Raw genomic sequence first — 25,786 nt, forward strand, 5'->3', positions numbered from 1 at the left:
TTGCGCTTCAGCCTGGAGTGTGAGCGCCTTAGGGGAGGGTCAGCGGGTGATGCCGGGGAAGGCCTCGGTGATGATGTCGATCAATGTGCGGGCGCCTTCGGCGTCAAGCTGAACACTCTGACTGATCTTGTTAGGGATTGCGCGGTCAGTGGATCCGTAGGTGTCTAGCTGAAGGATGCGGTGGCCTTCGACCGTGAACGCTCGGTAACCGCATGTAACCGGACCGTGAATCCTCTGGGAGTCGGAGGGAACCTGCTGGAACTCTGTGATCAAAGCCATGCGCACACCCTGCCATGTGCCTAGAAAGGCTTCAACTGTCGCGTCTGCGCTGTGTATCTGAGGTTGTCGCGCTGATTCGTAGTCCTTAGTGAGGTGTCGCCCCTTCCGATGCTGAACTTGGACTCGTGATGTCGACCCAGACTTTCGCCCTGCCGCTAGAACGGCTGCTCTACGATCCCGTGCTTGCCATGTGTGAGGCGACGAGCGCTACGAAGTGTTGGAGGACAGCGAACGGCAGCGTTTGAGTTGCGTCGAAGTAGACCTCTGCTGGTTTCTCCTCCTCGGGCGCGTAGGCAATCACCGTCACCGCTGTCGGTCCTGGAACCGGTGGAACGGGCGTAGAAGAGGCTCCACCGGGTCCCATGCGGGCCTCGCTGAGCTCGAAATGTGTCATCCGTCCCTCGCCGGCACCTGTCTCGGTGGTGAGGGCGCAGAACAGATCGCCGTCGTAGTCCCAGGTCAGCAAAGACATGTCGATGATGCTGCCATGCCTGGCGCCGTCAGCGGTTGGGTATTTGCGTCACCGCGTCCGTCAGGGGCTGGATCTATCCCTCAGGCCGGTGCCGACGAGACAGCCATCGACCACATCGGGGCGGTACTGGATCTGCTTGAGTCGGCGTTTCACCGTCTGGGTGATTTGGCCGAGGTCGGCCGCAGTGAGGTTGTCGATGTCGCGCTTGGCCAGCGGCCAAAGGCCCTCCTGTGGATTCAGATCGGGAGCGCGGGTAGGCAACTGAAACATGGTGAGCCACTCGGCGCTTGCCTCGATGAACTCCCTCATGTCGGCGGTCAGGTGGAGGTGGGTGTTGTCCTAGACCAGCACGATCGGTCCGCCGAGCTGGATGCGAGCACGGATTACCAGGTTGCGGAAGTCTTGCCAGCCGAAGCCCTTCGGGTCGTCCTTACGGCACATATCGGCGAGTTCACCGCGGCGGCGCGGTCGGCCCTGGACGACGTCGGGGACTGAGGTCCTGCGCTGTCGGTCCCATGGGGACAGGGGCCGCACGGATACGGGGATGGGACGCGTGATGTCGGCGGCGCCGCCGCCGACATCCGTGCGGAGGTCGTCGGGGCCGGTGTCAGTGGGCCGGTTCGGGGTGGTCGGCGTTCAGGTGGGTGGTGAGGAAGCGAGCGGCGCGGTCGAGGGCGGCGTCCGCCTCGTCGAGGTGGCCGTAGTGGTGCTGGAAGACGTGGGGGAGGCCGGGGCCGATCTCGAGGGTGACCTCGACGTCGGCGGCGCCCGCGCGGCCGGCCAGCCGGACCGCGTCGTCGAGCAGGACCTCGTTCGCCCCGGCCTGGACGAGGAGCGGGGGCAGTCCGGTGAGGTCGGCGAAGAGCGGGCTGGCCAGGGGGTGCGTCCGGTCGCCCGGGCCGGCGTAGAGATCGGCGTAGGCGCGTATGTCGGCCTCGGTGAAGAGGGGGTCGGCGTCCTCCTTGGAGCGGATGCTCTCTCCGGAGAGGGTGAGGTCGGTCCAGGGGGAGAAGACGACCACGGCGGCCGGCTGCGGCAGTCCGGCCTCCCGGGCCGCGAGCAGCGTGGCGAGGGTCAGGCCACCGCCGGCGGAGTCGCCGGCTATGACGAGGTCCCGTGGGTCGGTGCCCGCCGCCAGCAGTGCGCGGTAGGCGGCGAGCCCGTCGTCGACGGCCGCGGGGAAGGGGTGCTCGGGCGCCAGCCGGTAGTCCACCGACAGCGCTCGCAACCCGGCACGGCGGGCCAGTTCGCCGACCAGGCCCGCGTGGGTGTCCGGTGAGCCGACGACGTAGCCGCCGCCGTGCAGGTAGAGCAGTCGGCCGCGGCCGGAGGCTTCGGCCGGCTCCAGTTCCAGGGCCGGCCGCCCGCCCAGGACGGTCTCGCGGGTGATCACGCCCTCCGGCGCGGGGCGGGTGAGTGCCGCGTTGAAATCGTCGCGCTGCTCCTCGGGGGTGGGACGCGTCTCGCCGCGAGGGGCGGAACGGAGTACGGCGTCCAGGGCCTTGCGCTGCTGTCGGGACATGCGGGCCTCCACGGGTCGGATGCGAGGATGGATTCCTGGGAATCCATCTGTCCGACCCCAACCAGATTCCGAGGAAGATGATTCCCAGGAATCCATTGGAGGTTGGTATGAGCCACGTCACTTCTGCCTTCGTCGATCTCGTCCGTGTCGAGACCCGGCTCTACAACGCGGTGAACGCCCGGCTGCGCGCCGAACGGGGCCTGGGGCTCGGGCAGTTCGAGTTCCTGGAGGTCATCGACCGCGTGCCGGGGTGTCGCGTGCTCGACCTCGTCGGCGAGCTGGCGATCACCGTGGGGGCCGTCAGCAAGGCGGTCGACCGGCTGGTGGCCGCGGGCTGGTGCCTGCGGGTCGCGCACCCCCGGGACCGCCGCTCGTCCGTCCTCCGCCTCACACCCGAGGGCGAGGAGCAGTTGGCCGCTTCCCGCCCCGTCGTCGAGAGCGCACTCGCCTCGCTGACCGGGGCGGTGCCCCCTGACGACCTGGCCCGCGTCGCCTCGACCCTGGCCACCCTGCGCGCGGCCCTCGAGGCGGGCTCCCACGGACAGCCGGGCTGAGGGGCGCGAGGCCGGCCACGTTGCGGGAGGGGGTGCGGCGGCAGGGGAGAATGAGGGCATGGCGATGTGCAAGAAGTGCGGTGCGCGCAAGCGCAGTTGGCCCCGTTCCTGCTCCCGGTGCCGCTCGGGGAGGGACTGGACGGAGCCCGCCGCGGATGCCGCTGACCTCGCTTCGGCGGCAGGGCTGTTCGGCTGGCTCTGGCGAGGGGTCAAGGGGATCGTGCGGCTGGTGCTGCGCGCGGGCGACTGACCGGGCCCGGAGGACCGCACGCCCCGGGAGGTGTAGAACCGCCCCCACCGCTCACCCGGCCCCCACGGGACCCGTGAACGACGGAGGGAGCCGGCCGTGCGGCAGCATCCGCCCGAGGGCACCGCGGAGATCCTCTTCATCGGCAACGCCACCCTGCTGATCCGCTACGGAGAGCTGACGCTGCTGACCGATCCGAACTTCCTGCACCGCGGGCAGTTCGCCCACCTCGGCTACGGGCTCCGCTCGCGCCGGCTGACCGAGCCCGCCGTCGGCGTGGCGGAGCTCCCTCACGAGGACCTGGACGCGGTCGTGCTCTCGCACCTGCACGGCGACCACTTCGACCGGGTGGCCCGGCGCGGGCTGGACCGGGGCCTGCCGTTCGTCACCACCCCGCACGGTGCCCGCCTGCTGAAGGGGCTGTACGGGTTCCGCCGCGCCACCGGGCTGCGCACCTGGCAGAGCCGCACCCTGCGGCACGGGGACTCCTCCGTGCGCGTCACCTCGCTGCCCGGCCGCCACGCGCCCGGCCCGCTGCGGGTCCTGCTGCCGCCCGTGATGGGCAGCCTGCTGGAGTTCGGCGACCGTTCGGGGGAGGTCCGGCTGGTTCTCTACCTGTCCGGCGACACCCTGATGTACGACGGGCTGCGCGAGATCGCCGTGCGGTACCCGGACATCCACCTGGCGGTCCTGCACCTCGGCGGTACGACCCTGCCCGGGGGTCTGGTGGTCACCATGGACGCCGGGCAGGGCGCCGACCTGCTCGACCTGCTGCGCCCGCGACGCGCGCTGCCCGTGCACCACAGCGACTACACGGTCTTCCGTTCCCCGCTGGAGGACTTCCTCGCGGAGGCGGGGCGCCGGGGCCACGGGGCGCGTCTGGTGCGGTGCGCCCCGGGTGAGCGGGTGACCGTCGGCGACCGGGCGGTGGCCTGACCGCACGCCCCCTCGGTCGCCGTCGCTAGAGGAACGCTGCCACCCCCATGCCCATCCCGAACAGCACGAAGAAGATCCCCCAGGTCATGTTGGCGGTCGCCGAGTACGACACCTTCCCCGGCCGTCCGTCCTTGGTGTGGACGACCACCACCCTGCGCGGGTCCCTCGGGTCGTAGCGGAGCACGACCGGGACGCCGGCGTGGAGGGGGTGGGACTCGTGGTTGAGGGGGGTGCGGCGGTAGGTCTGGGTGGGCGGGGCGTCGAGGTTGTTCACGGGCGGGGCCTGGTAGCGGACCTGAGGGGGGTGGACGACCGGGCCCTCGCGGCGGGCGCCGCGGGCGACCTCACCGTGGGTGCGGACGCCCCGGACGCCGAGGCGGTGCAGGGCCCGGCGCTGCCGCAGGGCGTCGCGCAGGATCGCGACGCCCAGGGCCAGCGCGCCGGCGGCCATGATGAGCATGATCGTGAGCCACGGCTGGTCCATGTGGCCTCCCCCGGGGCCGACTTCAGGTCTTCACGGAGACGAATGCGGTCGTGCGGCGGTTCCCGTGGTGCTCTCCGGGCGCTCCGGCGGGAGGGGGACGCCGGACGAGGCCGCCGGTGCCGGGCCGGTGCCCACCGGTCCGGCGGGTCCGGCGTGTACGGCTGACTGTGCCGTTTCATGACATCGGTTTCCTGTGGGGGGGCCTGGCGGGCGTAGGACGCGAGGCGATACTCACCATCACGCGTTGCTGCTTCTCGCCGGCACGATCAGCAGGGGGTGCGGCGAGGAGGGCGGTGGCCGCCGGGTGGTAGGGGTGTCAGCACCACCCCCGTCCGGGGAGCCAGCCGGATGGTCCGCGGGGCCGGCCCTCCGTAGCGTTCTGGCCATGGAGATGACGAAGAGTGCGCGGTGGGGCCGGTCCGGACGGTGGCGGGCGGGGCTGGCCGTGGCCGGGTTCGCCGTGATCGGGACCACATCGCTTCTCGGGCCGGGCACCACGGCCGAGGCCATGGGCGCCGGCGGCGGGGACGCATGGTCGCGGCTGCAGCGGGACGCGGACGCGGTACGGGACACGGGAGCCACCGGGCTGACGGTGCTCGCCCGGGACTCGGCCGGGCGCGAGACGCAGGCCCGGTCCGGCACCGCGAGCCTGAAGGACGGGGGCCGGGTGCCCTTCGACGCCTACTACCGCATCGGCAGCGACACCAAGACCTTCACGGCCGTGGCCGCGCTCCAGCTCGTCGGCGAGGGCACGCTGAGCCTGGACGACACCGTCGAGCAGTGGCTGCCCGGGGTGGTCGCCGGCAACGGCAACGACGGCAGCCGCATCACCCTGCGCAACCTGCTCCAGCACACCAGCGGCCTGGCCAATTACACGGACGTCGCCTTCGAGGACCCGGCGGAGCTGACGCCCGAGCGCTTCCACGCACAGCGGTTCCGCTCGCAGACCCCCGAGGAGCAGGTCGCCCTGGCGATGAAGCGCGCCCCCGGCTGGCTGCCGGACGCGGACGATCCGGGCGCCGAGACACAGTGGGCGTACTCCAACACCAATTACGTGCTGCTCGGGATGATCATCGAGAAGGCCACCGGCAACACCTGGGCGCAGGAGGTGCACGACCGGATCATCGAGCCGCTGAGGCTGCGCCACACGCTGATACCGGGCACCTCGCCGTACGTGCCGATGCCGACGGCCGCCGGGTACACGCAGTTCCCCGGCCGGGACGACCTCACCGACACCACGCTGGCCGTGGGCGGCGGCGCGGACGGCGGCATCATCAGCACCACCCGCGACATGAACACCTTCCTGCGCGCCCTGATGGGCGGCCGGCTGCTGCCGCCGGAGCAGCTGGAGCAGATGCGCACCACCGTCCCGGCGCCCGGCTACGCCACCGACGGCAGGGCCCGCTACGGGCTCGGCCTCGCCTGGCGCCCGGCCGAGGGCTGCGGGGGCGGGATCTGGTACCACGGCGGCACGTCCTTCGGCACCGCCTCCGAGACCGCCGTCACGCCCGACGGCCGGGTGTCGGCCGCGGCCGCTGTCTTCACCACGCGCTTCGGTGACGAGAAGCGCTTCCTCGAGCAGACGGAGGCCGCGGTCCGCCTGCTGGACCGGGCGGTGTGCGGAGACCGGAAGCGCGGGTGACCAGGGGCGCACACCCGTAGAAGACACCGCTTGATCTCTTCGACAGGAGTCGCGTGGTCGGGAGCGTGGGCCCACAACAGGTCCACTCGACCGGTTTTCGGACGTCGCGGGCTCGCCTCCGGCGATTCGCGTACCGCGGCACGGAGGGCGGTCAGGGCCCGTGTCCCGCCGGCGGCGAGGGTGTCGACGAGCCGGGAGACGGCCGGGGAGTGCCCCGGCTAATCCGCGCCGTGGCACTCCCCGTACGCCCGTCCCGAGCCGCACCAGCACGCCGCCGGCCGCTCCGGGGGCCACGCCACCGCCCGGCCCCGGGCCGCCAGGATCGTGGCGTACTGCGGGAGGAGGGCCGGGTCGGTGGGGGAGGCGAGCTCCGAGGCGGCGAAGGCCTCGTACGAGGGGACCGTGCCCGTCACGACGCCCAGGTTCGGGGTGCCGGACGCGGCCAGTTCGCGCAGGGCCGCCTCTATCGAGGCCAGGTGCTCCTCGTGCGACGGGTACTCCTCCGCCAGCGTCGGGTACGCCGACAGCAGTTCCGCCAGCTCACCGGCCGGCCAGTGCAGCACCGCCACCGGGAACGGGCGGGACAGCGCCTCCCGGTACGCGCCCAGTTCCGCGCGCAGGCGGACGATCTCCGCCTCCAGCTCCACCGGGTTCTCCGAGCCGAGCGACCACACCCGCTTGGGGTCGTGGAGCTCGTCCAGGGTGATCGGGAGGGTGTGGACGGTGTCCGCGAGCGCGTCCCACTCGTCGTGCGCCGCGCCGAGCATCCTGCGCACGCGGTGGCGGCCGAAGAGGAGCGGGTGGGTGGCGCGCGGGGGCTTCTCGACACCGGTCAGGAGGAGGCGTACCGCCTCCGTGAACGTCTCGTGCGCCTGTTCCAGCTCGTCGTGCGCCTCCAGGGACTCCGCGACGATCACCCAGGGGGCCGCGTCGCGCGGGGCCGCGGTGCGGATGCCGGTGATGATCGCGCGGGCCTCCGCCTCGTGGCCGTACTCCCAGAGGTTCGACGCCTTGAGGGCCCGTACCAGGTACGGATCGTCCAGCTCCTGGGAGGAGGCCAGCAGGCGGTCGTAGAGGGCGGTCGCGGCGGGGCGGTCGCCGGAGAGCTCGCGGTGGGCGGCGGCCCGCAGCAGCAGGGCCTCGGCGTCCTCGGGGTAGCGGTCGGCGGTCCGCTCCAGGCGGGCGGCTTCGGTGGTGTGGTCGACGTTTTCGGCAGGCGTGTCGGGGCGCATGGGGGACACCGTACTGCCGGTGGGTGACAAAGGTGAGACGGCCACCGGCCGTGGGGCGCCCCGGGGCCCGAAGCCGGCGTCAAGGGGGAGTGGCCGGAACGGGTGCGGCCGGGAACGCCCCTCCGTTCCGTCACTCCCGTTCCCGCAGGCCCACGACCGCCACCGCCGCCACCAGCGCCAGGACCGCCGAGACGGCCATCGCGATGTCCGTGCCCCGGGCCGGACCGCCGCTCGACGAGGTCGCGACGGCGATGGTCAGGGAGACGCCGGCGCAGGAGCCGATGTACCGGAAGGTCTGCTGGGCGCCGGAGCCCATCGCGGCCCGGGCCGGCGGGACCGACGCGACGGCGAGCAGCGGGAGCGCCGCGTTGAGCAGGCCGCTGCCGACCCCGGCGATGATCATGCCCGGGACGAAGCGGGCCGTGGAGCCCGCGCCGACCGCGCCCAGCATCGTCAGGACGCCGACCGCGTGGAGGACGAAGGCGATCGCCAGCTGGACGCGGGTGGGGACGCGGCCGGCCAGGCGGCGGGCCTGCAAGGCGACGACGAAGGCGAGGCCCGCCCACAGCAGGGTCAGCCAGGCCGTGTCCATCGCGGACATGCCGAGGCTGCGCTGGAGCACCGCGGGCAGGAAGCTGAACAGGCCGATCACGGACAGGCCCGTGAACAGGCCGCCGACGGAGGAGGCCAGGAAGCCGGGGCGGCGCAGCAGGGACAGGTCGATCATGGGGGTGGCCGTCCGGCGCTCCACCAGGGCGAACGCGGCCAGGAGCACGACGGTCGCCGCGAGCAGCAGCCACACCGGTGCGCGCAGCCAGCCGTCCCGGCCCAGGGTGAGGGCCGCGACCAGGGAGACGAGGGCCAGGCCGAAGGCGACGGCCCCGGCGAAGTCCGGACGTCCGCCGCGCGGGGAGCGGGACTCGGTGAGGGCGCGCGTGCCGAGGACGGCGGCGATCAGCGCGGCGGCGCCGAGGACGCCGTACACCGCGCGCCAGTCGGGTATCCCCGCGGCGAGCAGCGGGCCCACCGCGGTGCCGCCGGTGACGAACGCGCCCCACACCCCCGTCGCCCGCACCCGGCCGGCCGGTGTCGGGAAGGCGTGCACGATCAGGCCGAGGCTGCTGGCCAGGAGGGCCGCGCTGGCCGCGCCCTGGGCGACGCGGGCCAGGGTGAACAGCCAGGTGGTGGTGGCGAGGGCGCCGAGCGCCGTGGTGATGCCGAGGGCGAGCGTGCCGGAGACGAAGATCCGGCGGCGGCCGTAGTCGTCGGCGAGGCTGCCGGCGACCAGGAGCAGGGCGGCGAGGCCCAGCGGGGTGCCGTTGAGCAGCCAGGCCTGGGCGGACAGCGGGGTGTGCAGGGCGGCCGCGGTGTCGGGGAGCGTGATGATCGGCGCGGTGTACGTCATCAGCGCCACGGCGGTGGCGACGCTGGTCAGCGCGAGGGTGGCGCCGGGGCGCGGGACGGACGGGTCCCGGCGGGGGGCCGCTTTCGGCCGTACGGCGGTGAGGGCGGTGGTTTCCGCGGTCGCGGGGGAGGGGTCGGTGCCGGTCATGTCGGTCAGGGGTCCTCTGCGGGATCGGCTCGCCGGGACGAGGGCTTCCGGGTCGAGTGGGTTCGTTCATTGAACCTAAGTGGACGGCTCACCGTAGCACCGTGAGTTCGGTCATTGAACCAATAGCGGGGAAAGTGGTTACAGTGGACGGCATGGCACTGGGCAAGGACTACGCGGCACAGGAGTGCTCGATCGCGAGCGCCCTCGAGGTCATCGGGGAACGCTGGACCCTGCTCGTGATCCGCGACGCCTTCTACGGCGTGCGGCGCTACAACGACTTCCTCGTCCACCTCGGCATCCCGCGCGCGGTGCTCGCCGCCCGCCTCCGGGCGCTGACCGAGCAGGGGATCCTGGAGAAGCGCCGGTACCAGGAGTCGCCGCCCCGGGACGAGTACGTCCTCACCGACCGCGGGATCGCGCTGTGGCCCACCGTGCGGGCGCTCGGCCTGTGGGGGCGCGAACACATCACGCGGGTCCAACTCCGCGTCTTCCGGCACGCCGGCTGCGGCACCGAGCTCGGCCCGTACGGCGAATGCGCGGCCTGCGGAACCATCGTGCCCGTGCCGGACGTTGAGGTACTGCCGGGGCCCGGACTCAATTTGGACCCGGCGGATCCGGTCAGCCGGGCGCTGCTCAAGCCGAAGCGGCTGCTCCAGCCCGTCGAGGTCGATCCGGTATGACTCCGGTACGGGCAGGGGCGAGGGGACGAGAAGGAGGGGGCGGCGAGTGATCCGTCATCGGGCGACCGCGCGGTCCGCCTTCGCCGTGCTCCTGCCGCTGCTCCAGGCCGTCCTGCTCCTGTTCCTCCTGCCGGCCGCCGGCGGGCTCTCCCTGGCCGACGTCGCGCTCGCCGCGACCGCCGCGGCCGGTGCCGCGCTCACCGTCTGCGTGCTCCTCGCCGCCCGCTGCGCGCCCGCCGTGGCGCCCACGCGGGTGCGCACGGCGATACGCGACCGTGACCGGCGTACGGCCTTCCTGCCCCAGCGCGACCCCGACGCCAAGGGGCGCACCAGACCCCGGGCACCGGGACACGCCCTCACGGCGACCGCTGCGTAGGGCACTCCTTCCGTACGTTCACCACGCCCCGCCGCGGGTCGTCATGCCGCCTTTTCCGTACTTCCGGCACGACGAGACCCCCCGGAGGGCTCACCCATGTCCGTCTTCGCCAGCCTGGTCGAGCACCTGGCCGACCTGCTCCAGCCGCTGTTCGGCGCCTTCGCGGCGGCCGCCGCGATCGTCCTGTTCACCGCCTTCGTACGACTCCTCGTCCACCCCCTGTCCCGGGCCGCCGCGCGGGGACAGAAGGCGCGGGCGGCGCTCCAGCCGCGCATCGCCGAGCTGCGGCGCAAGCACCGCCGCGACCCCGAGAAGCTGCAACGGGCCGTGATGGAACTGCACGCGCGGGAGAAGGTGTCACCGCTGTCCGGGTGCCTGCCCGGCCTGCTCCAACTGCCCGCGTTCTTCCTGCTGTACCACCTCTTCTCCAGCGAGACGATCGGCGGACGGGCCAACGAACTGCTCGGACACCGGCTGTTCGAGGCGCCGCTCGGCGACCGGTGGGCGGACGCGCTCGGGAACGGCGGGGTGTTCGGCGGGCCCGGACTCGTGTACGTCGGGCTGTTCGCGGTCGTCACCGTGGTCGCCTGGTTCGGGTACCGGCTGTCCCGGCGGATGATGGCAGCCAACCCCGCGGTGCCCGCGGCCGGTGAGGGGGAGCAGGTGCCGGGACTGGGGGCGGTGACCCGGGTGATGCCGTTCATGTCCTTCCTCACGCTCGTCACCGTCGCCGTCATGCCGCTGGCGGCCGCGCTGTACATGGTGACCAGCACGACGTGGAGCGTGGTGGAGCGGTCCGTGCTGTACCGCTAGCGCGGGGCGGGCGCGGTCCAGTACGTGAACCGGGTCTTGCGGAGGGGAGCGCGGGCTTGGAGGATCGACCAGTCCTCCGATGGCTGCGCCCCGCCGCAACCGGGCCGCGCCCGTCGGACGGGCCCGCGATCGAGGGAGACGGGAATCATGAAGCTGCTGCGAGTCGGTACGGCGGGACGGGAGCGGCCCGCGCTGCTCGACGACGAGGGGGTCCTGCGGGACCTGTCGGGTCTCGTCGCCGACATCGACGGGACGCTGCTCGCCGACGAGGCCGCGCTCGGCCGGATCCGGGCCGCCGCCGACAGCGGGGAGCTGCCCGCGCTGGACGGGGAGGGACTGCGGGTCGGGCCGCCGGTGGCGAGGATCGGGAAGATCGTCTGCATCGGGCTGAACTACCACGACCACGCCCGCGAGACGGGGGCCGAGCCGCCCGCCGAGCCGGTGATCTTCTTCAAGGCGGCGGACACGGTCGTCGGGCCCGACGACACGGTGCTGGTGCCGCGCGGGTCGGTGAAGACCGACTGGGAGGTCGAACTGGCGGTCGTGATCGGGCGTACGGCCCGGTACCTGGAGACGGCGGAGGAAGGACTCGCGCACGTCGCCGGGTACGCCGTCGCGCACGACGTCTCCGAGCGGGAGTTCCAGATCGAGCGGGGCGGGACCTGGGACAAGGGGAAGAACTGCGAGACGTTCAACCCGCTGGGACCGTGGCTGGTGACGGCGGACGAGGTCGGCGATCCGCAGGACCTGTCGCTGCGCCTGTGGGTCAACGGGGAGCTGAAGCAGGACGGGACGACCGCCGAGCAGATCTTCCCGGTGGGGGAGGTCGTGCGGTACGTCAGCCGGTTCATGACGCTGTATCCCGGCGACGTCATCAACACCGGGACGCCGGCGGGGGTGGCGATGGGGCGGCCCGAGCCGAAGCCGTATCTGCGGGCGGGGGACGTGGTCGAGCTGGAGATCACCGGACTCGGGCGGCAGCGGCAGGAGCTGAAGGACGCGTAGCGCTTCGCCGGGGCGGCGACTCCGGCGGCCCGATGACGGCGAACGGCGTCCGGGCGGGCGTCGCCTCCGCCGGCGACCGCCGGGCGACCACGGCGTACACCGACGTGACGGCGTACCGCTCCTGGATCCAGCCGGTCGCCGGCGTCCGAGCCGTCCCCGTCCCGGGCGGACACCGGGACCGGGCCCTCGCCGCGTCGCGGCGAGGGCCCTTCACGGCAGGGCGGGCCTCAGCCCGACGCGGCGGACCCGCGGTCGGCCAGGAACCGCTCCAGGGCCTCCACCACCAGTTCGTGGTCCCGGAGCTGGGGAAGGCCCGAGACCGTCACCGCGCCGATGACGCCCACGCCCTCCACCGTGAGGGGGAAGGAGCCGCCGTGGGCCGCGTAGGTGTCGGGGTCCAGGCGGGAGGACGCCTCGAACGTCGTGCCCTTGGCGCGGTGGCGGGCGCCCACCAGGTAGGACGCGGAGCCGTAGCGCTCGACCACCCGGCGCTTGCGGGCGATCCAGGCGTCGTTGTCGGGGGCGGAGCCGGGCAGGGCGGCGTGGAAGAGCTGCTGGCCCGCGCGGTGGATGTCGATGGCGACCGGGGCCTGGCGCTCGCGCGCCATCTCCACCAGCAGGGAGCCGAGCGCCCACGCGTCGTCGTACGTGAACCGCTCGAAGACCAGGCGGCGTTCCTGCGCCTCCAGCTCCTCCACGCTCGGGGTGAGTTCCGGGGACTGCTTCGGGGTGGTCACAGCGTCACCGTCACCTTCTCCAGGGCCGAGCGCCGCGCGGCCTCCAGTACGTCCAGGGCGGCGGCCGCCTCCCGCGCGGTCACCGGGTTGGGGGCGCCGGCCAGCAGGGCCTCCGCCACGGCCGCGTAGTAGGCGGGGTAGTCGCCCGGGAGGGTCGGTACGGGGCTGCCGCCGCCGGTCACCGGGGACTCGCCGGCGCCGATGCGGCCCCACAGCTCCTCGGGTTCCAGGCCCCAGCCGGCACCGGGGCGCAGGCCGTCGCGCAGGGCGGCCTCCTGGGGGTCGAGGCCGTGCTTGACGTAGCCGGCCTTCGAGCCCAGGACGCGGAAGCGGGGGCCGAGCTGGGCCGTGGTCGCCGAGACGTAGAGGTGGGAGCGGACGCCGTTCGCGTGCGTCAGCGCGATGAACGTGTCGTCGTCGGTCCGCGCCCCCTCGCGCCGGACGTCCGCCTCGGCGTGGACGGTGGTCACCGGGCCGAAGAGGACCAGCGCCTGGTCGACGACATGGCTGCCGAGGTCGTAGAGCAGACCTCCGATCTCTGCGGGGTCGCCGGACTCCCGCCAGCCGCCCTTGAGCTGCGGGCGCCAGCGCTCGAAGCGGGACTCGAAGCGGTACACGTCGCCGAGCTCGCCGTCGTCGATCAGCTTGCGCAGGGTGAGGAAGTCGTTGTCCCAGCGGCGGTTCTGGAAGACGGACAGGAGCAGGCCGCGCTCCTCGGCGAGGTCCGCCAGCCCGCGCGCCTCGGCCGCCGTGCCGGAGAGCGGCTTGTCGACGACGACCGGCAGACCGGCCTTGAGGGCGGCCGTGGCGAGCGGGACGTGCGTCTTGTTCGGGGACGCGATGACGACCAGGTCCAGTTCGCCGGCGCGGGCGAACAGCTCGTCCGGGGCCGCGGCGACGCGTACGTCCGGGAACTCGGCGCGGGCCTGCCGCTGCCGCTCGGGGTTCGAGGTGACCACCGTGTCGAGCGCGAGGCCCTCGGTCGCGGCGATCAGCGGGGCGTGGAACACGGAGCCCGCGAGGCCGTAGCCGACGAGGCCGACGCGGAGAGGGGTGCCAGTCATGCCCCCTACTTTCGCAACGCTGTTGCCAAAGTGCAAGCAGCGGAGAGAATGGGCGGGTGAAGAGGACGAACGACGGCATCGGCGGGGCGTACGGAGCGCACGGTGCGTACGGCGCGCACGGGGCCCCGCTGGGAGCGAACCTGCTCGCCCTGCGCAGCCACAACACCGCGCTCGTGCTCGACCTGCTGCGGACCGCGGGGACGGAGGGGATCAGCCGGCTGGAACTCGCCGAACGGACCGGGCTCACCCCGCAGGCGGTCAGCAAGATCACGGCCCGGCTGCGGGCGGACGGGCTCGCGGCCGAGGCGGGGCGCCGGGCGTCCACGGGCGGAAAGCCGCGCACGGTACTGCGGTTGGTCCCGGAGGCGGGCCACGCGGTGGGCGTCCACCTGGACCGGGACGAGCTGCGGGCGGTGCTGGTCGACCTGGACGGTGCGGTGGTGGACCGCAGGCGGGCCCCGCTGGACCTGGGCGCGGGGGAGGAGGCGGTACTGGCCCGGGTGGCCGGGGTCGTCGAGGCGCTCCGGGTGCCGGGGGCGGCCGGGACGGACCGGGCCCCGCTCGGGGTGGGGGTCGCGCTGCCCGGACCGCTCGACCACGAGAAGGGCGTGCTGCACCGGGTCACCGGTTTCCCCGAATGGGACGGCTTCCCGCTCCGGGACGCGCTGGCGCGGCGGCTCGGCGTGCCGGTGGTCGTCGACAAGGACACCAACGCGGCGGCGCTGGGACTGGCGGTCGGCGGCGAGGGGGGTTCCTTCGCCTATCTGCACCTCGGTACGGGGCTGGGGGCCGGGTTGGTGATCGGCGGGAGCGTGTACCGGGGGGCCAGGACCGGCGCCGGCGAGTTCGGGCACCAGGTCGTCCAACTGGACGGGCGGCCGTGCACCTGCGGGGCCCGCGGGTGCGTCGAGGTGCTGTGCCTGGACGCCGTCGCCCGTGGTGATCTCGCCGAGGCGGCCAGGGTGCTGGGGGCGGGGGCGGCGAACCTCGTCGGACTGCTCGACATCGACCTGGTGCTCCTCGGGGGGCGCACCGTGGCCGCCGCGCCCGAGGAGTTCGTACGGGGGGTCGGTGCGGTTCTCGCCGCGCGGGCCCGGCGTGAGGGAGGGGGCGACGGGGGTGTGCCGGTGCGGGTCGCGCCCGGCGGGGTGCAGGGGGTCGCGGAGGGGGCGGCCCAGTTGCTCCTCGCCCCGCTGTTCGGGCGGGGGGATGCCTGACCGGAGGGAGCTTCGGCCCCCTCCGGTATCAGGCTCGGTGCGGCCTTCGTACCGCCGGCGGGCGGAGGTTTCCCTCACCGGCGTTCGCGGGGCGCCTCCCCCGCCCTCGACTTCGCTCGCGCGGAGGCCCTCAGGTCCTTGAGGCCCTGGGGAGGGAGGCGCGATCGCCCGCGGCTACGCAGGTGCGGTCGCCCGTAAGTCGCGCGGGCGTGGTCGTGACGCGTCAGCGGCCCACCGCGCAGGCGTCCCCGTTCAGCATGAACCTCGGCGGTGGTGTCGTGTCGCCCTCGTGTTCCGCCAGGTAGCCCAGGGTGATGCTCGCGCCCGGTGCGATCGTGGCGTTGTGCGTGGCGTCGGACGCCCTGACCACATTGCTCAACTGGGTCAGGTTCGTGTTCCAGTCGGAGACGATCGTCTGGTCGAGGGTCAGCGGGAACTCCAGGGTCCAGCCGTTCACCGGGGTGCCGCCGGTGTTGGTGACGGTGAGGTCGACCGTCATGCCGGTGCCCCAGGCCGTCACCGTACGGTCCACCCGGCAGGTGGGTTCCTCCCGCGCGAAGGACACCTTGTGCAGGCCGCCGGGCAGGTCGTTGACCATGTAGAACTCCCCGTCGACGGTCGTGCCGACCGACGTCACCTGCGTGGGCGTCCTGCCGATCTCGGCCTGCTCGTAGCCGCCCCGCCCGTCGGGCCGCAGCGCCCAGACCGTGGAGGAGCAGTAGTCGGTGGCGATGTACGTGCCGCCCACCAGGCCGGCGTACTGCCGGCCCCGGTACACGTGCCCGCCGATGACCGAACAGCCGCCGGTGTAGGGGGAGTAGGTGAAGACCGGCTCGGTGTACTCCTCGCCGGGCCCGCAGTCCCCGTCCGTGAACTTCTCCAGGCCCTCGTAGCAGGACCAGCCGAGGTTCAGTCCGCCCGCGCCGGGGGCGAGGTGGTCGATCTCCTCCCAGTGGCCCTGGCCGACGTCGCCGATCCACATCGAGCCGTCGGCCCGGTCGAAGGAGAACCGCCACGGGTTGCGCAGCCCGTACAGCCAGATCTCCGCGCGGGCGCCGGGCGTGTCCACGAAGGGGTTGTCGGAGGGGACGCAGTACGCGAGCGGGGCGCACGCGCGGCTCACGTCGATCCGCATGATCTTACCCAGCAGGGTGTCCAGCCGCTGCCCGGACTTGAAGGGGTCCCCGGAGCCGCCGCCGTCGCCGATGCTCCAGTACAGGTTGCCGTCGGGGCCGAAGGCGAGCTGGCCGCCGTTGTGGTTGCTGTACTCGGCGTGCTCCTGGGAGAGCAGGGGCTCCAGACGGGAGTCGTCGAGCCGGTAGCGGGCGAGGGTGACCGCGCCGTCGGGCAGCGCCGTGTACGCCAGGTACAGGTCCTGGCTGTCGGCGAAGTCGGACGGCAGTGCGATGCCGAGCAGACCGCGCTCGTTGCCCGACTCGTCGACGGACGCGGTGATGTCGATCAGCGGGGTCCGCTCCAGGCCGGTGTCCGGGTGGTAGACGCGGACGGTGCCGGACTTCTCGGTGATGAACAGCCGGTCCGTGCCGTCGTCGGGGGCGACGACGGCGGTGGGCCGCCTCAGCCCGGAGGCGACCTGGGTGGTGGTCGCGCCGATCGAGGGCAGGGGGACGGTGGACGCGCCCTCCTCCTCCGTCGCCGCGGTGGCGGACGGGACGAGGGCCGGCAGCACCGCGAGCAGCGCGCACAGAACGAACGCCAGACGGAACCGCACCCTAAGGGCATGTATATGACAAGCCACGATCTCCTTCTTTCCGTGTGCTGTCGACGGCCGGTGAGCGGGGCTGTGGGAGCACAGGAGGTCGTGGGAGCGCTCCCGCCACCTCAGGCTGCGACGCACACGACACAGCGGCAACACGTGTTTGCGCCACTTTCGCGCCGCCTGGCGCGAACACCGCCCCCGCCCCGCCGCCACCGAACCGCCCGTTCGCCCGCGAGCCGAGCCGTATCCGGCATTCCCTCAAGATCCGGGCCTGTTTAGGCTGAGGCGCACGCAGGACCGCGTACGGCAGGAGATCCCGCACATGGCAGACCGCAAGCCGATCGAATCGTGGCTCACCGACATGGACGGGGTGCTGATCCACGAGGGCGTACCGATCCCCGGCGCCGACGCCTTCATCAAGAAGCTGCGCGACTCCGGGAAGCCCTTCCTGGTCCTCACCAACAACTCGATCTACACCGGGCGCGACCTGCACGCCCGGCTGCGCCGCATGGGCCTGGAGGTGCCGATCGAGAACATCTGGACCTCCGCCCTCGCCACCGCCAAGTTCCTGGACGACCAGCGTCCCAGCGGCTCGGCGTACGTCATCGGCGAGGCCGGTCTGACCACCGCGCTGCACGACATCGGCTACATCCTCACCGACCACGAGCCCGATTACGTGGTTCTCGGGGAGACCCGGACCTACTCCTTCGAGGCCATGACGAAGGCGGTCCGCCTGATCAACGACGGCGCCCGCTTCATCTGCACCAACCCCGACGAGACCGGCCCCTCCGCCGAGGGCCCGCTCCCGGCGACCGGCGCGGTGGCCGCGCTCATCACCAAGGCGACCGGCAAGCAGCCCTACTTCGCGGGCAAGCCGAACCCGCTGATGATGCGCACGGGGCTCAACACCATCGGGGCCCACTCCGAGAGCAGCGCGATGATCGGCGACCGGATGGACACCGACGTGCTGGCCGGCATCGAGGCCGGGATGCAGACGTTCCTGGTGCTCACCGGGCTGACCCGGACCGAGCAGGTCGAGAACTGGCCGTACCGGCCGTCCAAGGTCGTGGACTCCATCGCGGACCTCGTCGACCTGATCTGACGTCGTTCACCCGTACGGAGCAGTCGCCGTGGCCGCGGGGATGCGGCGCCGGGACCCGCGCGGGACCCTCCACATGTCTGGAGGTGCACGATGGGTTCCGACGAGGAACGCTGCCCGTCCGGCACCGGGCGGCTGCTCGCCGGTGTGGCCTGGGTGGTGCTGCTGCTCGGGCTGTGGCTGTGGGGCGGCGAGCGGACCGGCGTGCCCTCCGGGACGTCCGGGACCGCGACCGGCGACATGGCGGCGGCCGGACGGCCGCCCAGGGGCGGACTGCCACCCGCGCACAGCCCGTTGCCCGCCGCGGAGCCGAAGCGCCTCCACATCCCCGCCCTCGGCCTCCATCTGCCGGTGGCCGCCGGACGCGAGGGGCCGGACACGGCCGCCTGGTCCGTGGACGGGGTGACGCCGGGCGAACCCGGCACCGCGCTGATGACGGTACCCGTCCCGCTCCCGGACGTGGAGACGCTCCGGCCCGGCCTGACGCTCCAGGTGCAGCGCGCGGACGCCCCGACCGCCGAGTTCACCGTGGAGGACGTCCGGGCCGTCACCGCCGAACGGCCCGGCGTACAGCGGGTCCACGAGCGGCCGGGCCCTGCCGGACGGGCCGAACTCCGGCTGGTCGCCCGCGCCGACGGCACCCGCACGGCCGGTGTGCTCGTCTCGGCGTACCTGACCGGAACGACGACGGCACCCTGAGCCCCGTACGCACCCGCCTCCACCGCGCTCCTTTGCCGGCGGTGGAGAGGAACACCCGCGCCGGTCCCGCTTCCCTGCCGCGACCAGGCTTCCTCGAAGTGACCTGAGCGGCGGTGAGCGGCCGCCGGGACCCCTGTCGTACGCGACCCGCGAAGCCCGGCTCAGGCCTCCAGCAGGGCCCGCAACGTGCGGCGGAACCGCCCGGCCTCGTCCGGGCCGACCGCCGCGAGGAAAGCGCTCTCGGTCTCCTCGTACGCCTTCCGCGCGGCGTCGTAGGTGCGCACCCCCTCCTCGGTGAGCTCGACCACGTTCCTGCGCCGGTCCGCCGGATCCGGCCGGCGCGTGACGACGCCCTTGCGTTCGAGCACGTCGAGCAGCGCCACCATCGTGGTGCGGTCGATGCCGAGCGTCTGCGCCACCTGTAGCTGCGACGTCGGTTCGCGGTGGGCCAGCACGCGCAACGCCCCGAAGTCCTTGCTGTCGATCCCCAGCGGTTCGAGCGCCGCGTCCGTCAGCGCCGTGAACTTCGAGGTGGCGTGCTTGAGGAGATACCCCAGGACGTCGTGCGGGTCGGCGGAGGTGCTCGCTTCGGTGGACATGCGGCCATCTTACGCTTAGGCTGATCGTCAGTAACGCTGACAATCAGCTCCACATCGAAAGGTGTCGTCATGATCCTTGTCACCGGAGGGGCCGGCTTCATCGGCACCCACACCGTCCGCGCGCTCACCGAAGCGGGTGAGGAGTGCGTCCTCCTCCAGCGCCGCGGCCCGCAGGTGCCGCCCTCTCTCGCGGACCTGCCCGTGCACGTCGTCCAGGGCGACGTCGCCGACCTCGACACCCTGCTCGCCGTCGGGCGGAAGTACCCGATCACCGGGATCGTGCACCTCGCCGTCGCCCTGCCCTGGCCGGTGACGGGCGACGACCCGATCGGCGCGGCCGGACGGGCACTCGACGCGTTCCTCAACATCGGCCGCGCCGCACAGGCCTGGGGGGTGCGCCGCGTCGTGACCGCGAGCACCATCGGCGTCTACGGCGGCACCGCGTCCGCGGGCGCGCTCACCGAGGACATGCCTCTCTCCCTGGCGTACTCCCACGTCATCCCGACGTTCAAGAAGATCACCGAACTGCTCGCCGGCCACCTGTCGGACGTGACCGGCGTGAGCGTCGTCAACGCGCGCATCTCCGGCACCTGGGGGCCGGGCGGACACCTGCCCGACCCGTTCTTCGCCGCCCCGTCGCTCGCACACGCCGCGGCGCGGCTGACCGAGCCCGACCTGACGGGGCTCATGGCACCGCCGCACGCCGAGGACGCGCTCGACCTGCTCTACGTCAAGGACACCGGTCGCGCGCTCGCCCTCCTGCAACTCGCCGACGAGCTGCGCCACTCGACGTACAACGTCGCCTCCGGCCGGGCCACCAGCAACGCCGACGTCGTCACCGCGCTCGAGTCCGTCGAGCCCGGCTTCCGGTGGGAGCTGCCCTCGGGCACGGCGCGGCCCGTGAGCTGGCTCGACATCACACGGCTGCGCGAGGACACCGGATTCGAGCCCCGGTACGACACCGCCGCCGCTGCCGCCGACTACCTCGCCTGGCTCCGTGCCGGAAACGAGCGGTGACACCCGGGCGGCCGGGCCCAAGGGGTGGACGACGCCACGTTCCCGCCCGGTGATCACCGCAGGTGACGCCTGCCGACGGGTCGCGCCGCACCGCCGGGCGCGCCCGTGCCACCGGGCTGTAACAGCCTGCGGACAAGCTCCGGTTCGGCCTCGTGGGTGTCGCGGGACGTATGTCAGGATTGGGGCTCGGAGCACATGGAACAAGTGCACCCAAGGGGGGCTTGATGTACGGCAGCAGGGGGGTCGGGGCGTTCACCGGGGGGCGGGCGTCCGCGGTGGTGCTGGGGGCGGCGCTACTGATGACCGGGTGTTCGTCCTCGGACGACAAGGGGGGTGCGGACGCCGGCGCGGGGATCACCCAGCAGCCGAAGGAGTACGCCCCGTTCTGGGTCAACCCGGACGGTACCGCCGCACGGCAGGTCGCCCGACTGGCCGAGGACGGCAAGAAGGCGGAGGCCGACCGGATCCGCAAGATCGCCCAGCAGCCCGTCGCCGAGTGGATCAACCCGGAGAACCCCGAGGAACAGGCCCGCGGCTTCACCGAGGGCGCGGAGAAGGCGGGCCGCACCGCGCTGCTGGTCCTCTACAACATCCCGCACCGCGACTGCGGCCAGTACTCGCAGGGCGGCGCCGCCGACGGCGACGCCTACCGCGACTTCGTCGACAGCGTCGCCAAGGGCATCGGGGACCGTCCGGCGACCGTGATCCTCGAACCCGACGCGGTACTGCACCTGGTGGACGGCTGCACCCCGGACGAGTTCCACGAGGAGCGCTACGACCTCCTCAAGGGCGCCGTCGCCAAGCTGAAGGGCCTGAAGAACACCAAGGTCTACCTGGACGCGGGCAACGCCGGCTGGGGCGAACCCGACCAGATCCACGAGCCGCTCAAGTGGGCCGGAATCGACCGGGCCGACGGCTTCTCGGTGAACGTCTCCAACTACTACTCCACCGAGGAGTCCATCGCCTACGGCAAGCGGCTCTCCGCCAAGATCGGCGGCAAGCACTTCGTCATCGACACCAGCCGCAACGGCAACGGCCCCTACACCGAGGGCGCCGCGGACGAACGCTGGTGCAACCCGCCCGGCCGCGCCCTCGGCGAGACCCCGACGACGAAGACGGCCGACCCCCTGGTCGACGCCTACCTGTGGGTGAAGCGGCCGGGGGAGTCGGACGGCGAGTGCAAGGGCGGCCCGAAGGCCGGCGAGTGGTGGCCCGAGTACGCCCTGAAACTGGCCGAAGGGGCCGAGTGACGGCGGGTTCCCCGTGCCCGAGGGGCACGGGGAACCCTGCGGCCGGCCACGACGGGCCCGCGGACGAAGCGACGGCCGGGCCGCGCGGCGCTACGGCACGCGCACCCACTGCGCCTTGCTGGGCACACCCGCCCCGTCGTTGACGAACAGCATGTACCACCCCGACTGGACCAGGTTCTTGTTCTCGGGCACCGAAACGGTGATCTTGTCGCCGTCCGCCTTGAAGTCCAGTGCGATGGACCGCTGGTCCACGTCCGTGACGTGCGTGGACGCGCTCGGCCGGATCAGCCGCACGCTCTTGACCGACGCCGCGTCCGCGGAGGTGAACGTGCCGGACCCGCCGCGCTCGATGGTCTTCGGCCCGCCCGACAGATCGGGCTGCTCGTCGTCCCCGTACAGGTACGGCGGCGTGTAGATCTCGATGCGCTGCTCGAACTCGCCCGGCTTGGTGTTGGCCTTGTCGGCGTAGAGCGAGTCGGAGCCGAAGACCATCACGCGGCCGTCGGGCAGCAGGATCGAGCCCGAGTGGTAGTTGCGGCCCACCAGCGGGTCGGCGACCCGCTGGAACGTGTTCTTCTCCGTGTCGTAGATCCGCGCTTCGAGGATGTTGGAGTCGCCGCGGCCCCGGTAGTCCTCCGAGCCGCCGGTGACCAGCACCTCGTCGTTCGGCAGGACCGACGCCTGCGGATAGCGGGTGCCCTTGTCCAGTGACGGTCCGTCGACGAACTCCGGGTCGTCGGCCTTGAGGTCGACGATGCGGGTCTTCTCGCTGGAGAGCTGGGACTCGCCGACCCCGCCGCCGCCGATCACCATGTACTTCTCGTCCTGCGCGGGCGGCAGCAGCACCGTGCCGGACGTCTCCATCATGTCCGGGTCGCTCAGTCCGGGGATCTTCTCGAACTTGTTGGTCTCCACGTCCCAGACGCCCGGGTCGCGGCCCACGTCGTCCGGTCCGTAGCCGGCGTTCGAACCCGAGTAGAAGACCTTGCCGTTCTGCATCAGGAACAGTGCCGGGTAGGTCGGGAACTGGCGGACCTTGTCGGTGTAGGTCCACTCCTTGGTCTCGGGGTCGTAGATCTCGTTCTTGCCCGGGACGAGCTGGCCGATGTCGTCGAGGCCGGAGACGCTGAGGATCTTCCCGTCGCTCAGGGTGGTGAGCGTCGGGTACCAGCGGGCCTCCTTCATCGGGTCGACCTTGATGTACTTCTCGGCGACCGGGTCGAACTCGAAGGCGTCCCGGATGCCCTGGAAGTCCTTCTTGTCCAGGGCGAGTTTCTCGGCGATGCCGTACGTGTTGCGCGCGTCGGCGCCGGTCAGGCCCTGCACCTTGTAGTTGTCCTGGGTGCCGGTCTCGTACTTGGCGCCTTCCTTCTGCGCCTCGACGTAGATGCGGCCGACGCCCGGGGTGTTGCCCAGGAACGCGCCGGTGGCCGGGTCGAACTTCTTCTCGGCGCGCGGGACGAGCACCGGGTCCTTCGAGACGAAGGTCTTGCCGTTCTCCTTGCCGGTGAACTTCGTGCCGGCGGGCAGGGTGATCGGCTTGTCCGGGTTCTCGTTGTGGACGAGCATCAGGCCGCCGGCCTTCTTCACGTCACCCTTGAGCTTCTCGTACCGCTTGGTGCCGCCCGCGATCAGCAGGTTGCCGTTGGCGAGCTGGGTGTGGCCGGTGCAGAACAGGTCGGTGGGCGTCGGCACCTTCTTGATGGTCCCCTTGACGGGGTCCCAGATCCGGGTGTCGTACTTCTTCGCGTCGAAGTTGTCCTGGTTGTTGCCCGAACCGGCGACGAGCAGCACCTTGCCGGTGCGCAGCAGCGCCGCGTGGATGGTGTTCTGCCGGTACTCCTCGGGGAACTCGACGATCTCCCACTTGCCGTTCGCGGCCTTGTACTCGGGCTGGTCGATCTTGTACTGGTGGTATTTCTCGGTGCTGAAGCGGTACAGCCACGGCCCGTTCATCCCGGCCAGCGCCAGCACCACCGCCGTGCCTATCGCGATCCGACGGGCCCGACGGCGGCCTGCACGGTCCTTCATTCCTTACGTCCCCCAAGTCCACCAAGGGCGATCTGCATGGTCTGGTCGTTCTCGGGGGCCGCGCCCCCGGTGCCCGCGGCGGGCCCGCCGTGCGAGGCGGCCCACTGGGGCCGGTCCTGCGGGGCGTGCTGCTGCTGGGGCATCTGCGGCGGCGGGGGTTCCTGTCCGGTGTCCCGCTGCCCGCCCCCGGCGTGGGCGCCGGGCTTCTTCCGGTCCTGCCGCATGCCGTGCCGCCAGGCGAACATCGGCGCGGCGGTGATCAGCAGGGCGAAGGTCGCCCAGATCACCATCGCCGGGTGCGAGTGCCCGTAGACGAAGCCCGCGGCGATGGAACCGGCGAAGATCAGGATGAAGTACCAGTGGTACCGGAAGGTGCCGAACCAGGTGTCCGGGCTGGCCGAGTCACCCTTGGGGGTGACCACGAACTTGCTCTTCTTGCGCAGGACGGAGTCGATCAGCGCCTTCGCGTACAGCGGCGCCGACAGCGCGGACATCACCATGCCGGCCACACCGCCGGAGCCCTCCGGCTCGTGCGGCGAGACGTTGTGCCGGCGGTTCCAGACGTAGAGGCCGATCTGCAGGGCGGAGGCGTTGCCGTAGAGCATCAGCCAGACCGTGGGGTCGATGTTCACACCCGAGGCGCCCAGGCCCAGGAACAGCGCACAGCTGATCGCCGCCAGGATCCAGTTCAGGGCCGACATCGGATAGAAGATGATCATCATCGTGTAGTTGAAGAGCTTGCTCGGCGGGAGCGAGTAGAAGCCCTTCCAGTACTGCCCGATGATCGTCTCGTACGTGCCGCGCGACCAGCGCATCTGCTGGGTGAAGAAGTCGGTCCAGGCGTTGGGGCCCTCACCGACCGCGAGCACGTCCGGGGTGTAGACCGAGCGCCACTTCCTCCCCGTCGCCGGGTTCTTGTGGCGGTGCATCTCGAAGCCGGTCGCCATGTCCTCGGTGATCGAGTCGTACAGACCGCCGATCTGCTTGAGCGCCTTGATGCGCACGGCGTTGGAGGTGCCCACGAACATCGGCGAGCCGTAGCGGTTGCCGGCGCGCTGGATCAGCGCGTGGAAGAGGAACTGCTGGGACTCGGCGGCCTTGGTGACGAAGTTGTCGTAGTTGCCGTACACCTGCGGGCCGATGACGAAGCCGACGTCCGGGTCGCGGAAGAAGCCGAGCATCCGCTCCAGGTAGTTCGGCAGCGGCACGTGGTCGGTGTCGACCGAGGCGAAGTAGTCGTAGTCGTCGCCGTGCGCGTCCAGCCAGGCGTTGTAGTTGCCGTGCTTGGTCTTCGCGCGGTGCGCGCCCTTGGGCTGGTTCCACTTCGCGACGCCCTTGCGGGAGAAGTGGTGCACGCCCAGGCGCGCGCAGACCTCCTTCACCTCCGGGTCGTCGCCCTCGTCGAGCAGCCAGACGTGCATCAGGCCCCGGTGGCGGATCTTCACGGCCGCCTCCAGGGTCTTCGTCACCATCTCCAGCGGCTCCTTGCCGGGCACGAAGGAGGTGAGGAAGGCGACCCGGGTGCCGGTCTCGGGCACCACCGGGATCGGGTCGCGGGCGACCAGCGTGGCGTGCGCGTTCGACAGCACGTTCATGCAGCGGAAGAACTCGATCAGACCGATCGAGACGAGCATGACGATGTCGAGGGCGGGCAGCCACTCGAACTCCACGTAGTCCCGCTCGGTCCAGTGCGAGGGCTGGAGCAGCCAGAACAGCAGCACCAGCGACAGCACCGGGGCGGCGGCCAGCATCAGCGCGATCCGGATGCGGTGCGGCTCCTGCGAGATCAGCGAGCGGTACTGCACCTTGTACGGTCTGTTCGGATCGGGCTGGGTGAGGGGGCCCGAGAGCCGGCTGTAGTGCTCGTAGTCGTATCTCGGCAGCGTCTTCTTGATCCGGCGGAACGCGCCCGTGTTCCAGTTCCGGTGGCCGGGCACCCTGAGCTGGGTGGTCTGGGACGGGTCGTCGTCCCTCTGGGCGCCCGTCGGCGTCGACGTCATGAGTCATCCCCCCAACACACGGCGGTCGCCGCGTGCTTTCGTCGCTTCCTTACGTGCGGTCCGGTCCCCCTCGACCGTCACAGACGTATCAGTGGCAGACCGCTGTCACCACGTCACCCACACCTTATAGACACGGCACAGCGCTGTTCCGGTTGCATGATGCCCCCCTCGGCACCGCTTCATGAAGCGGGATCCCTCACCCCGCATCACCAGCAACCGGTTTCTTGCCCCTCAATCACCGCGAACCCGCGGTAACTTGAAGAACCCAGGTTCTACGGTGCCCATCATGATCGCAAGATGCGAAACATGGTGTTCACCGGTCATACGGGATCATTGTGAACGGTGAGGGAGCGCCGTGGGGCCGATGGTGCATACGTGCGCCGAGTGGGTTGCGTTCAACGGCCGCGAGGGTATATCCGGCCAAAAACCGACGGGCCCCTCGTCTGCACGAGGAGCCCGTCGGGTCGGTGCGCCGCCAGGGACTCGAACCCCGGACCCGCTGATTAAGAGTCAGCTGCTCTAACCAACTGAGCTAGCGGCGCGCGCTGACGGCATAACT

General features: G+C 71.7%; 25 protein-coding genes, 1 tRNA gene and 2 pseudogenes. 14 read left to right on the top strand and 14 right to left on the bottom strand.

All coding sequences use genetic code 11. The features are described 5' to 3' along the window. Positions 1-39 precede the first annotated feature (39 nt). The 4 genes and pseudogenes from ACF1DX_RS00740 to ACF1DX_RS00755 all read right to left on the bottom strand — a co-directional run bounded on the left by ACF1DX_RS00740 (position 40) and on the right by ACF1DX_RS00755 (position 2,273). On the bottom strand, positions 40-279 hold the full coding sequence (locus ACF1DX_RS00740) for a hypothetical protein (RefSeq protein ID WP_391789094.1): 240 nt from the start codon (positions 277-279) through the stop codon (positions 40-42). 169 nt (positions 280-448) lie between these two features. Next, a complete protein-coding gene (locus ACF1DX_RS00745) occupies positions 449-751 on the bottom strand; it encodes a hypothetical protein (RefSeq protein WP_391789095.1) in 303 nt (100 codons plus the stop codon). A 60-nt stretch (positions 752-811) separates the two neighbouring features. Further along, positions 812-1,078: pseudogene (locus tag ACF1DX_RS00750) on the bottom strand (transposase); the annotation flags it as partial. A gap of 280 nt (positions 1,079-1,358) precedes the next feature. After that, complete coding sequence (locus ACF1DX_RS00755; protein ID WP_391789096.1) at positions 1,359-2,273, bottom strand: alpha/beta hydrolase; 915 nt, start codon at positions 2,271-2,273, stop codon at positions 1,359-1,361. Positions 2,274-2,380: 107 nt separating this feature from the next. Between ACF1DX_RS00755 and ACF1DX_RS00760 the strand changes: the two genes are divergently transcribed. The 3 genes from ACF1DX_RS00760 (at position 2,381) to ACF1DX_RS00770 (ending at position 4,010) form a co-directional block, all read left to right on the top strand. Further along, positions 2,381-2,827: a MarR family winged helix-turn-helix transcriptional regulator gene (locus ACF1DX_RS00760; protein WP_391789097.1), complete on the top strand. Its 447-nt coding sequence runs from the start codon at positions 2,381-2,383 to the stop codon at positions 2,825-2,827. A 58-nt stretch (positions 2,828-2,885) separates the two neighbouring features. Beyond that, complete coding sequence (locus tag ACF1DX_RS00765; protein ID WP_391789098.1) at positions 2,886-3,077, top strand: hypothetical protein; 192 nt, start codon at positions 2,886-2,888, stop codon at positions 3,075-3,077. 96 nt (positions 3,078-3,173) lie between these two features. Then, positions 3,174-4,010 carry an MBL fold metallo-hydrolase gene (locus ACF1DX_RS00770; RefSeq protein ID WP_391789099.1) on the top strand — a complete coding sequence of 279 codons (837 nt, stop codon included), beginning with the start codon at positions 3,174-3,176 and terminating at the stop codon, positions 4,008-4,010. Between the two features lie 25 nt (positions 4,011-4,035). Here the strand turns inward: ACF1DX_RS00770 and ACF1DX_RS00775 are convergent, their stop codons facing one another. After that, the gene (locus ACF1DX_RS00775; RefSeq protein WP_391789100.1) at positions 4,036-4,494 is read right to left on the bottom strand and encodes a DUF3592 domain-containing protein; all 459 of its coding nucleotides are present in this window, start codon (positions 4,492-4,494) and stop codon (positions 4,036-4,038) included. A 385-nt stretch (positions 4,495-4,879) separates the two neighbouring features. Here ACF1DX_RS00775 and ACF1DX_RS00780 point away from each other — a divergent pair, with 385 nt between their 5' ends. After that, the gene (locus tag ACF1DX_RS00780; protein WP_391789101.1) at positions 4,880-6,136 is read left to right on the top strand and encodes a serine hydrolase domain-containing protein; all 1,257 of its coding nucleotides are present in this window, start codon (positions 4,880-4,882) and stop codon (positions 6,134-6,136) included. Between the two features lie 218 nt (positions 6,137-6,354). Here the strand turns inward: ACF1DX_RS00780 and ACF1DX_RS00785 are convergent, their stop codons facing one another. After that, positions 6,355-7,368 (bottom strand): SEC-C domain-containing protein, encoded by a 1,014-nt coding sequence (locus ACF1DX_RS00785; protein ID WP_391789102.1) that lies wholly within the window; start codon positions 7,366-7,368, stop codon positions 6,355-6,357. A 130-nt stretch (positions 7,369-7,498) separates the two neighbouring features. Beyond that, positions 7,499-8,920 (bottom strand): MFS transporter, encoded by a 1,422-nt coding sequence (locus ACF1DX_RS00790; RefSeq protein WP_391789103.1) that lies wholly within the window; start codon positions 8,918-8,920, stop codon positions 7,499-7,501. Positions 8,921-9,063: 143 nt separating this feature from the next. Between ACF1DX_RS00790 and ACF1DX_RS00795 the strand changes: the two genes are divergently transcribed. The 5 genes and pseudogenes from ACF1DX_RS00795 to ACF1DX_RS00815 all read left to right on the top strand — a co-directional run. Continuing rightward, entirely contained in the window at positions 9,064-9,600 is a 537-nt protein-coding gene (locus ACF1DX_RS00795) for a winged helix-turn-helix transcriptional regulator (RefSeq protein WP_391789104.1), read from the top strand. A 46-nt stretch (positions 9,601-9,646) separates the two neighbouring features. Then, positions 9,647-9,976: a DUF6412 domain-containing protein gene (locus tag ACF1DX_RS00800; RefSeq protein ID WP_391789105.1), complete on the top strand. Its 330-nt coding sequence runs from the start codon at positions 9,647-9,649 to the stop codon at positions 9,974-9,976. A 96-nt stretch (positions 9,977-10,072) separates the two neighbouring features. Beyond that, positions 10,073-10,789 carry a YidC/Oxa1 family membrane protein insertase gene (locus ACF1DX_RS00805; RefSeq protein ID WP_391789106.1) on the top strand — a complete coding sequence of 239 codons (717 nt, stop codon included), beginning with the start codon at positions 10,073-10,075 and terminating at the stop codon, positions 10,787-10,789. 147 nt (positions 10,790-10,936) lie between these two features. Continuing rightward, on the top strand, positions 10,937-11,794 hold the full coding sequence (locus ACF1DX_RS00810) for a fumarylacetoacetate hydrolase family protein (protein WP_391789107.1): 858 nt from the start codon (positions 10,937-10,939) through the stop codon (positions 11,792-11,794). Positions 11,795-11,802: 8 nt separating this feature from the next. Continuing rightward, positions 11,803-11,940 (top strand): annotated as a pseudogene (locus tag ACF1DX_RS00815) (trypsin-like serine protease); the annotation flags it as partial. An 81-nt stretch (positions 11,941-12,021) separates the two neighbouring features. Here the strand turns inward: ACF1DX_RS00815 and ACF1DX_RS00820 are convergent. After that, positions 12,022-12,531, bottom strand: a complete 510-nt coding sequence (locus ACF1DX_RS00820; protein ID WP_391789108.1) for a heme-degrading domain-containing protein — start codon at positions 12,529-12,531, stop codon at positions 12,022-12,024. Next, a complete protein-coding gene (locus tag ACF1DX_RS00825; protein ID WP_391789109.1) occupies positions 12,528-13,595 on the bottom strand; it encodes a Gfo/Idh/MocA family oxidoreductase in 1,068 nt (355 codons plus the stop codon). Before ACF1DX_RS00825 ends, ACF1DX_RS00820 begins: the two co-directional genes overlap by 4 nt. A 77-nt stretch (positions 13,596-13,672) precedes the next feature. On the opposite strand from ACF1DX_RS00825, the gene ACF1DX_RS00830 reads away from it, so the two are divergent. Continuing rightward, positions 13,673-14,812 carry an ROK family protein gene (locus ACF1DX_RS00830; RefSeq protein WP_391789710.1) on the top strand — a complete coding sequence of 380 codons (1,140 nt, stop codon included), beginning with the start codon at positions 13,673-13,675 and terminating at the stop codon, positions 14,810-14,812. Positions 14,813-15,035: 223 nt separating this feature from the next. Here the strand turns inward: ACF1DX_RS00830 and ACF1DX_RS00835 are convergent, their stop codons facing one another. After that, on the bottom strand, positions 15,036-16,544 hold the full coding sequence (locus ACF1DX_RS00835; RefSeq protein WP_391789110.1) for a PQQ-dependent sugar dehydrogenase: 1,509 nt from the start codon (positions 16,542-16,544) through the stop codon (positions 15,036-15,038). Positions 16,545-16,854: 310 nt separating this feature from the next. Here ACF1DX_RS00835 and ACF1DX_RS00840 point away from each other — a divergent pair, with 310 nt between their 5' ends. Continuing rightward, entirely contained in the window at positions 16,855-17,634 is a 780-nt protein-coding gene (locus ACF1DX_RS00840; RefSeq protein ID WP_391789111.1) for an HAD-IIA family hydrolase, read from the top strand. Between the two features lie 90 nt (positions 17,635-17,724). Beyond that, the gene (locus tag ACF1DX_RS00845; protein WP_391789112.1) at positions 17,725-18,330 is read left to right on the top strand and encodes a class F sortase; all 606 of its coding nucleotides are present in this window, start codon (positions 17,725-17,727) and stop codon (positions 18,328-18,330) included. 161 nt (positions 18,331-18,491) lie between these two features. Here ACF1DX_RS00845 and ACF1DX_RS00850 read toward each other — a convergent pair whose 3' ends face one another. Next, entirely contained in the window at positions 18,492-18,929 is a 438-nt protein-coding gene (locus tag ACF1DX_RS00850) for a MarR family winged helix-turn-helix transcriptional regulator (protein WP_391789113.1), read from the bottom strand. 69 nt (positions 18,930-18,998) lie between these two features. Here ACF1DX_RS00850 and ACF1DX_RS00855 point away from each other — a divergent pair, with 69 nt between their 5' ends. Both ACF1DX_RS00855 and ACF1DX_RS00860 read left to right on the top strand, forming a co-directional pair. Next, positions 18,999-19,946 carry an NAD-dependent epimerase/dehydratase family protein gene (locus ACF1DX_RS00855; protein ID WP_391789114.1) on the top strand — a complete coding sequence of 316 codons (948 nt, stop codon included), beginning with the start codon at positions 18,999-19,001 and terminating at the stop codon, positions 19,944-19,946. A 224-nt stretch (positions 19,947-20,170) separates the two neighbouring features. Next, on the top strand, positions 20,171-21,196 hold the full coding sequence (locus ACF1DX_RS00860) for a glycoside hydrolase family 6 protein (RefSeq protein WP_391789115.1): 1,026 nt from the start codon (positions 20,171-20,173) through the stop codon (positions 21,194-21,196). A 90-nt stretch (positions 21,197-21,286) separates the two neighbouring features. Here ACF1DX_RS00860 and ACF1DX_RS00865 read toward each other — a convergent pair whose 3' ends face one another. The 3 genes from ACF1DX_RS00865 to ACF1DX_RS00875 all read right to left on the bottom strand — a co-directional run bounded on the left by ACF1DX_RS00865 (position 21,287) and on the right by ACF1DX_RS00875 (position 25,769). Further along, positions 21,287-23,227, bottom strand: a complete 1,941-nt coding sequence (locus ACF1DX_RS00865; protein WP_391789116.1) for a galactose oxidase-like domain-containing protein — start codon at positions 23,225-23,227, stop codon at positions 21,287-21,289. After that, positions 23,224-25,227 (bottom strand): glycosyltransferase family 2 protein, encoded by a 2,004-nt coding sequence (locus ACF1DX_RS00870; protein WP_391789117.1) that lies wholly within the window; start codon positions 25,225-25,227, stop codon positions 23,224-23,226. Before ACF1DX_RS00870 ends, ACF1DX_RS00865 begins: the two co-directional genes overlap by 4 nt. Before the next feature lie 468 nt (positions 25,228-25,695). Further along, positions 25,696-25,769: transfer RNA gene (locus ACF1DX_RS00875), tRNA-Lys, on the bottom strand. Between the last annotated feature and the right edge of the window lie 17 nt (positions 25,770-25,786).

This window comes from Streptomyces sp. NPDC014676 (genome assembly GCF_043084105.1).
Lineage (GTDB): Bacteria > Actinomycetota > Actinomycetes > Streptomycetales > Streptomycetaceae > Streptomyces.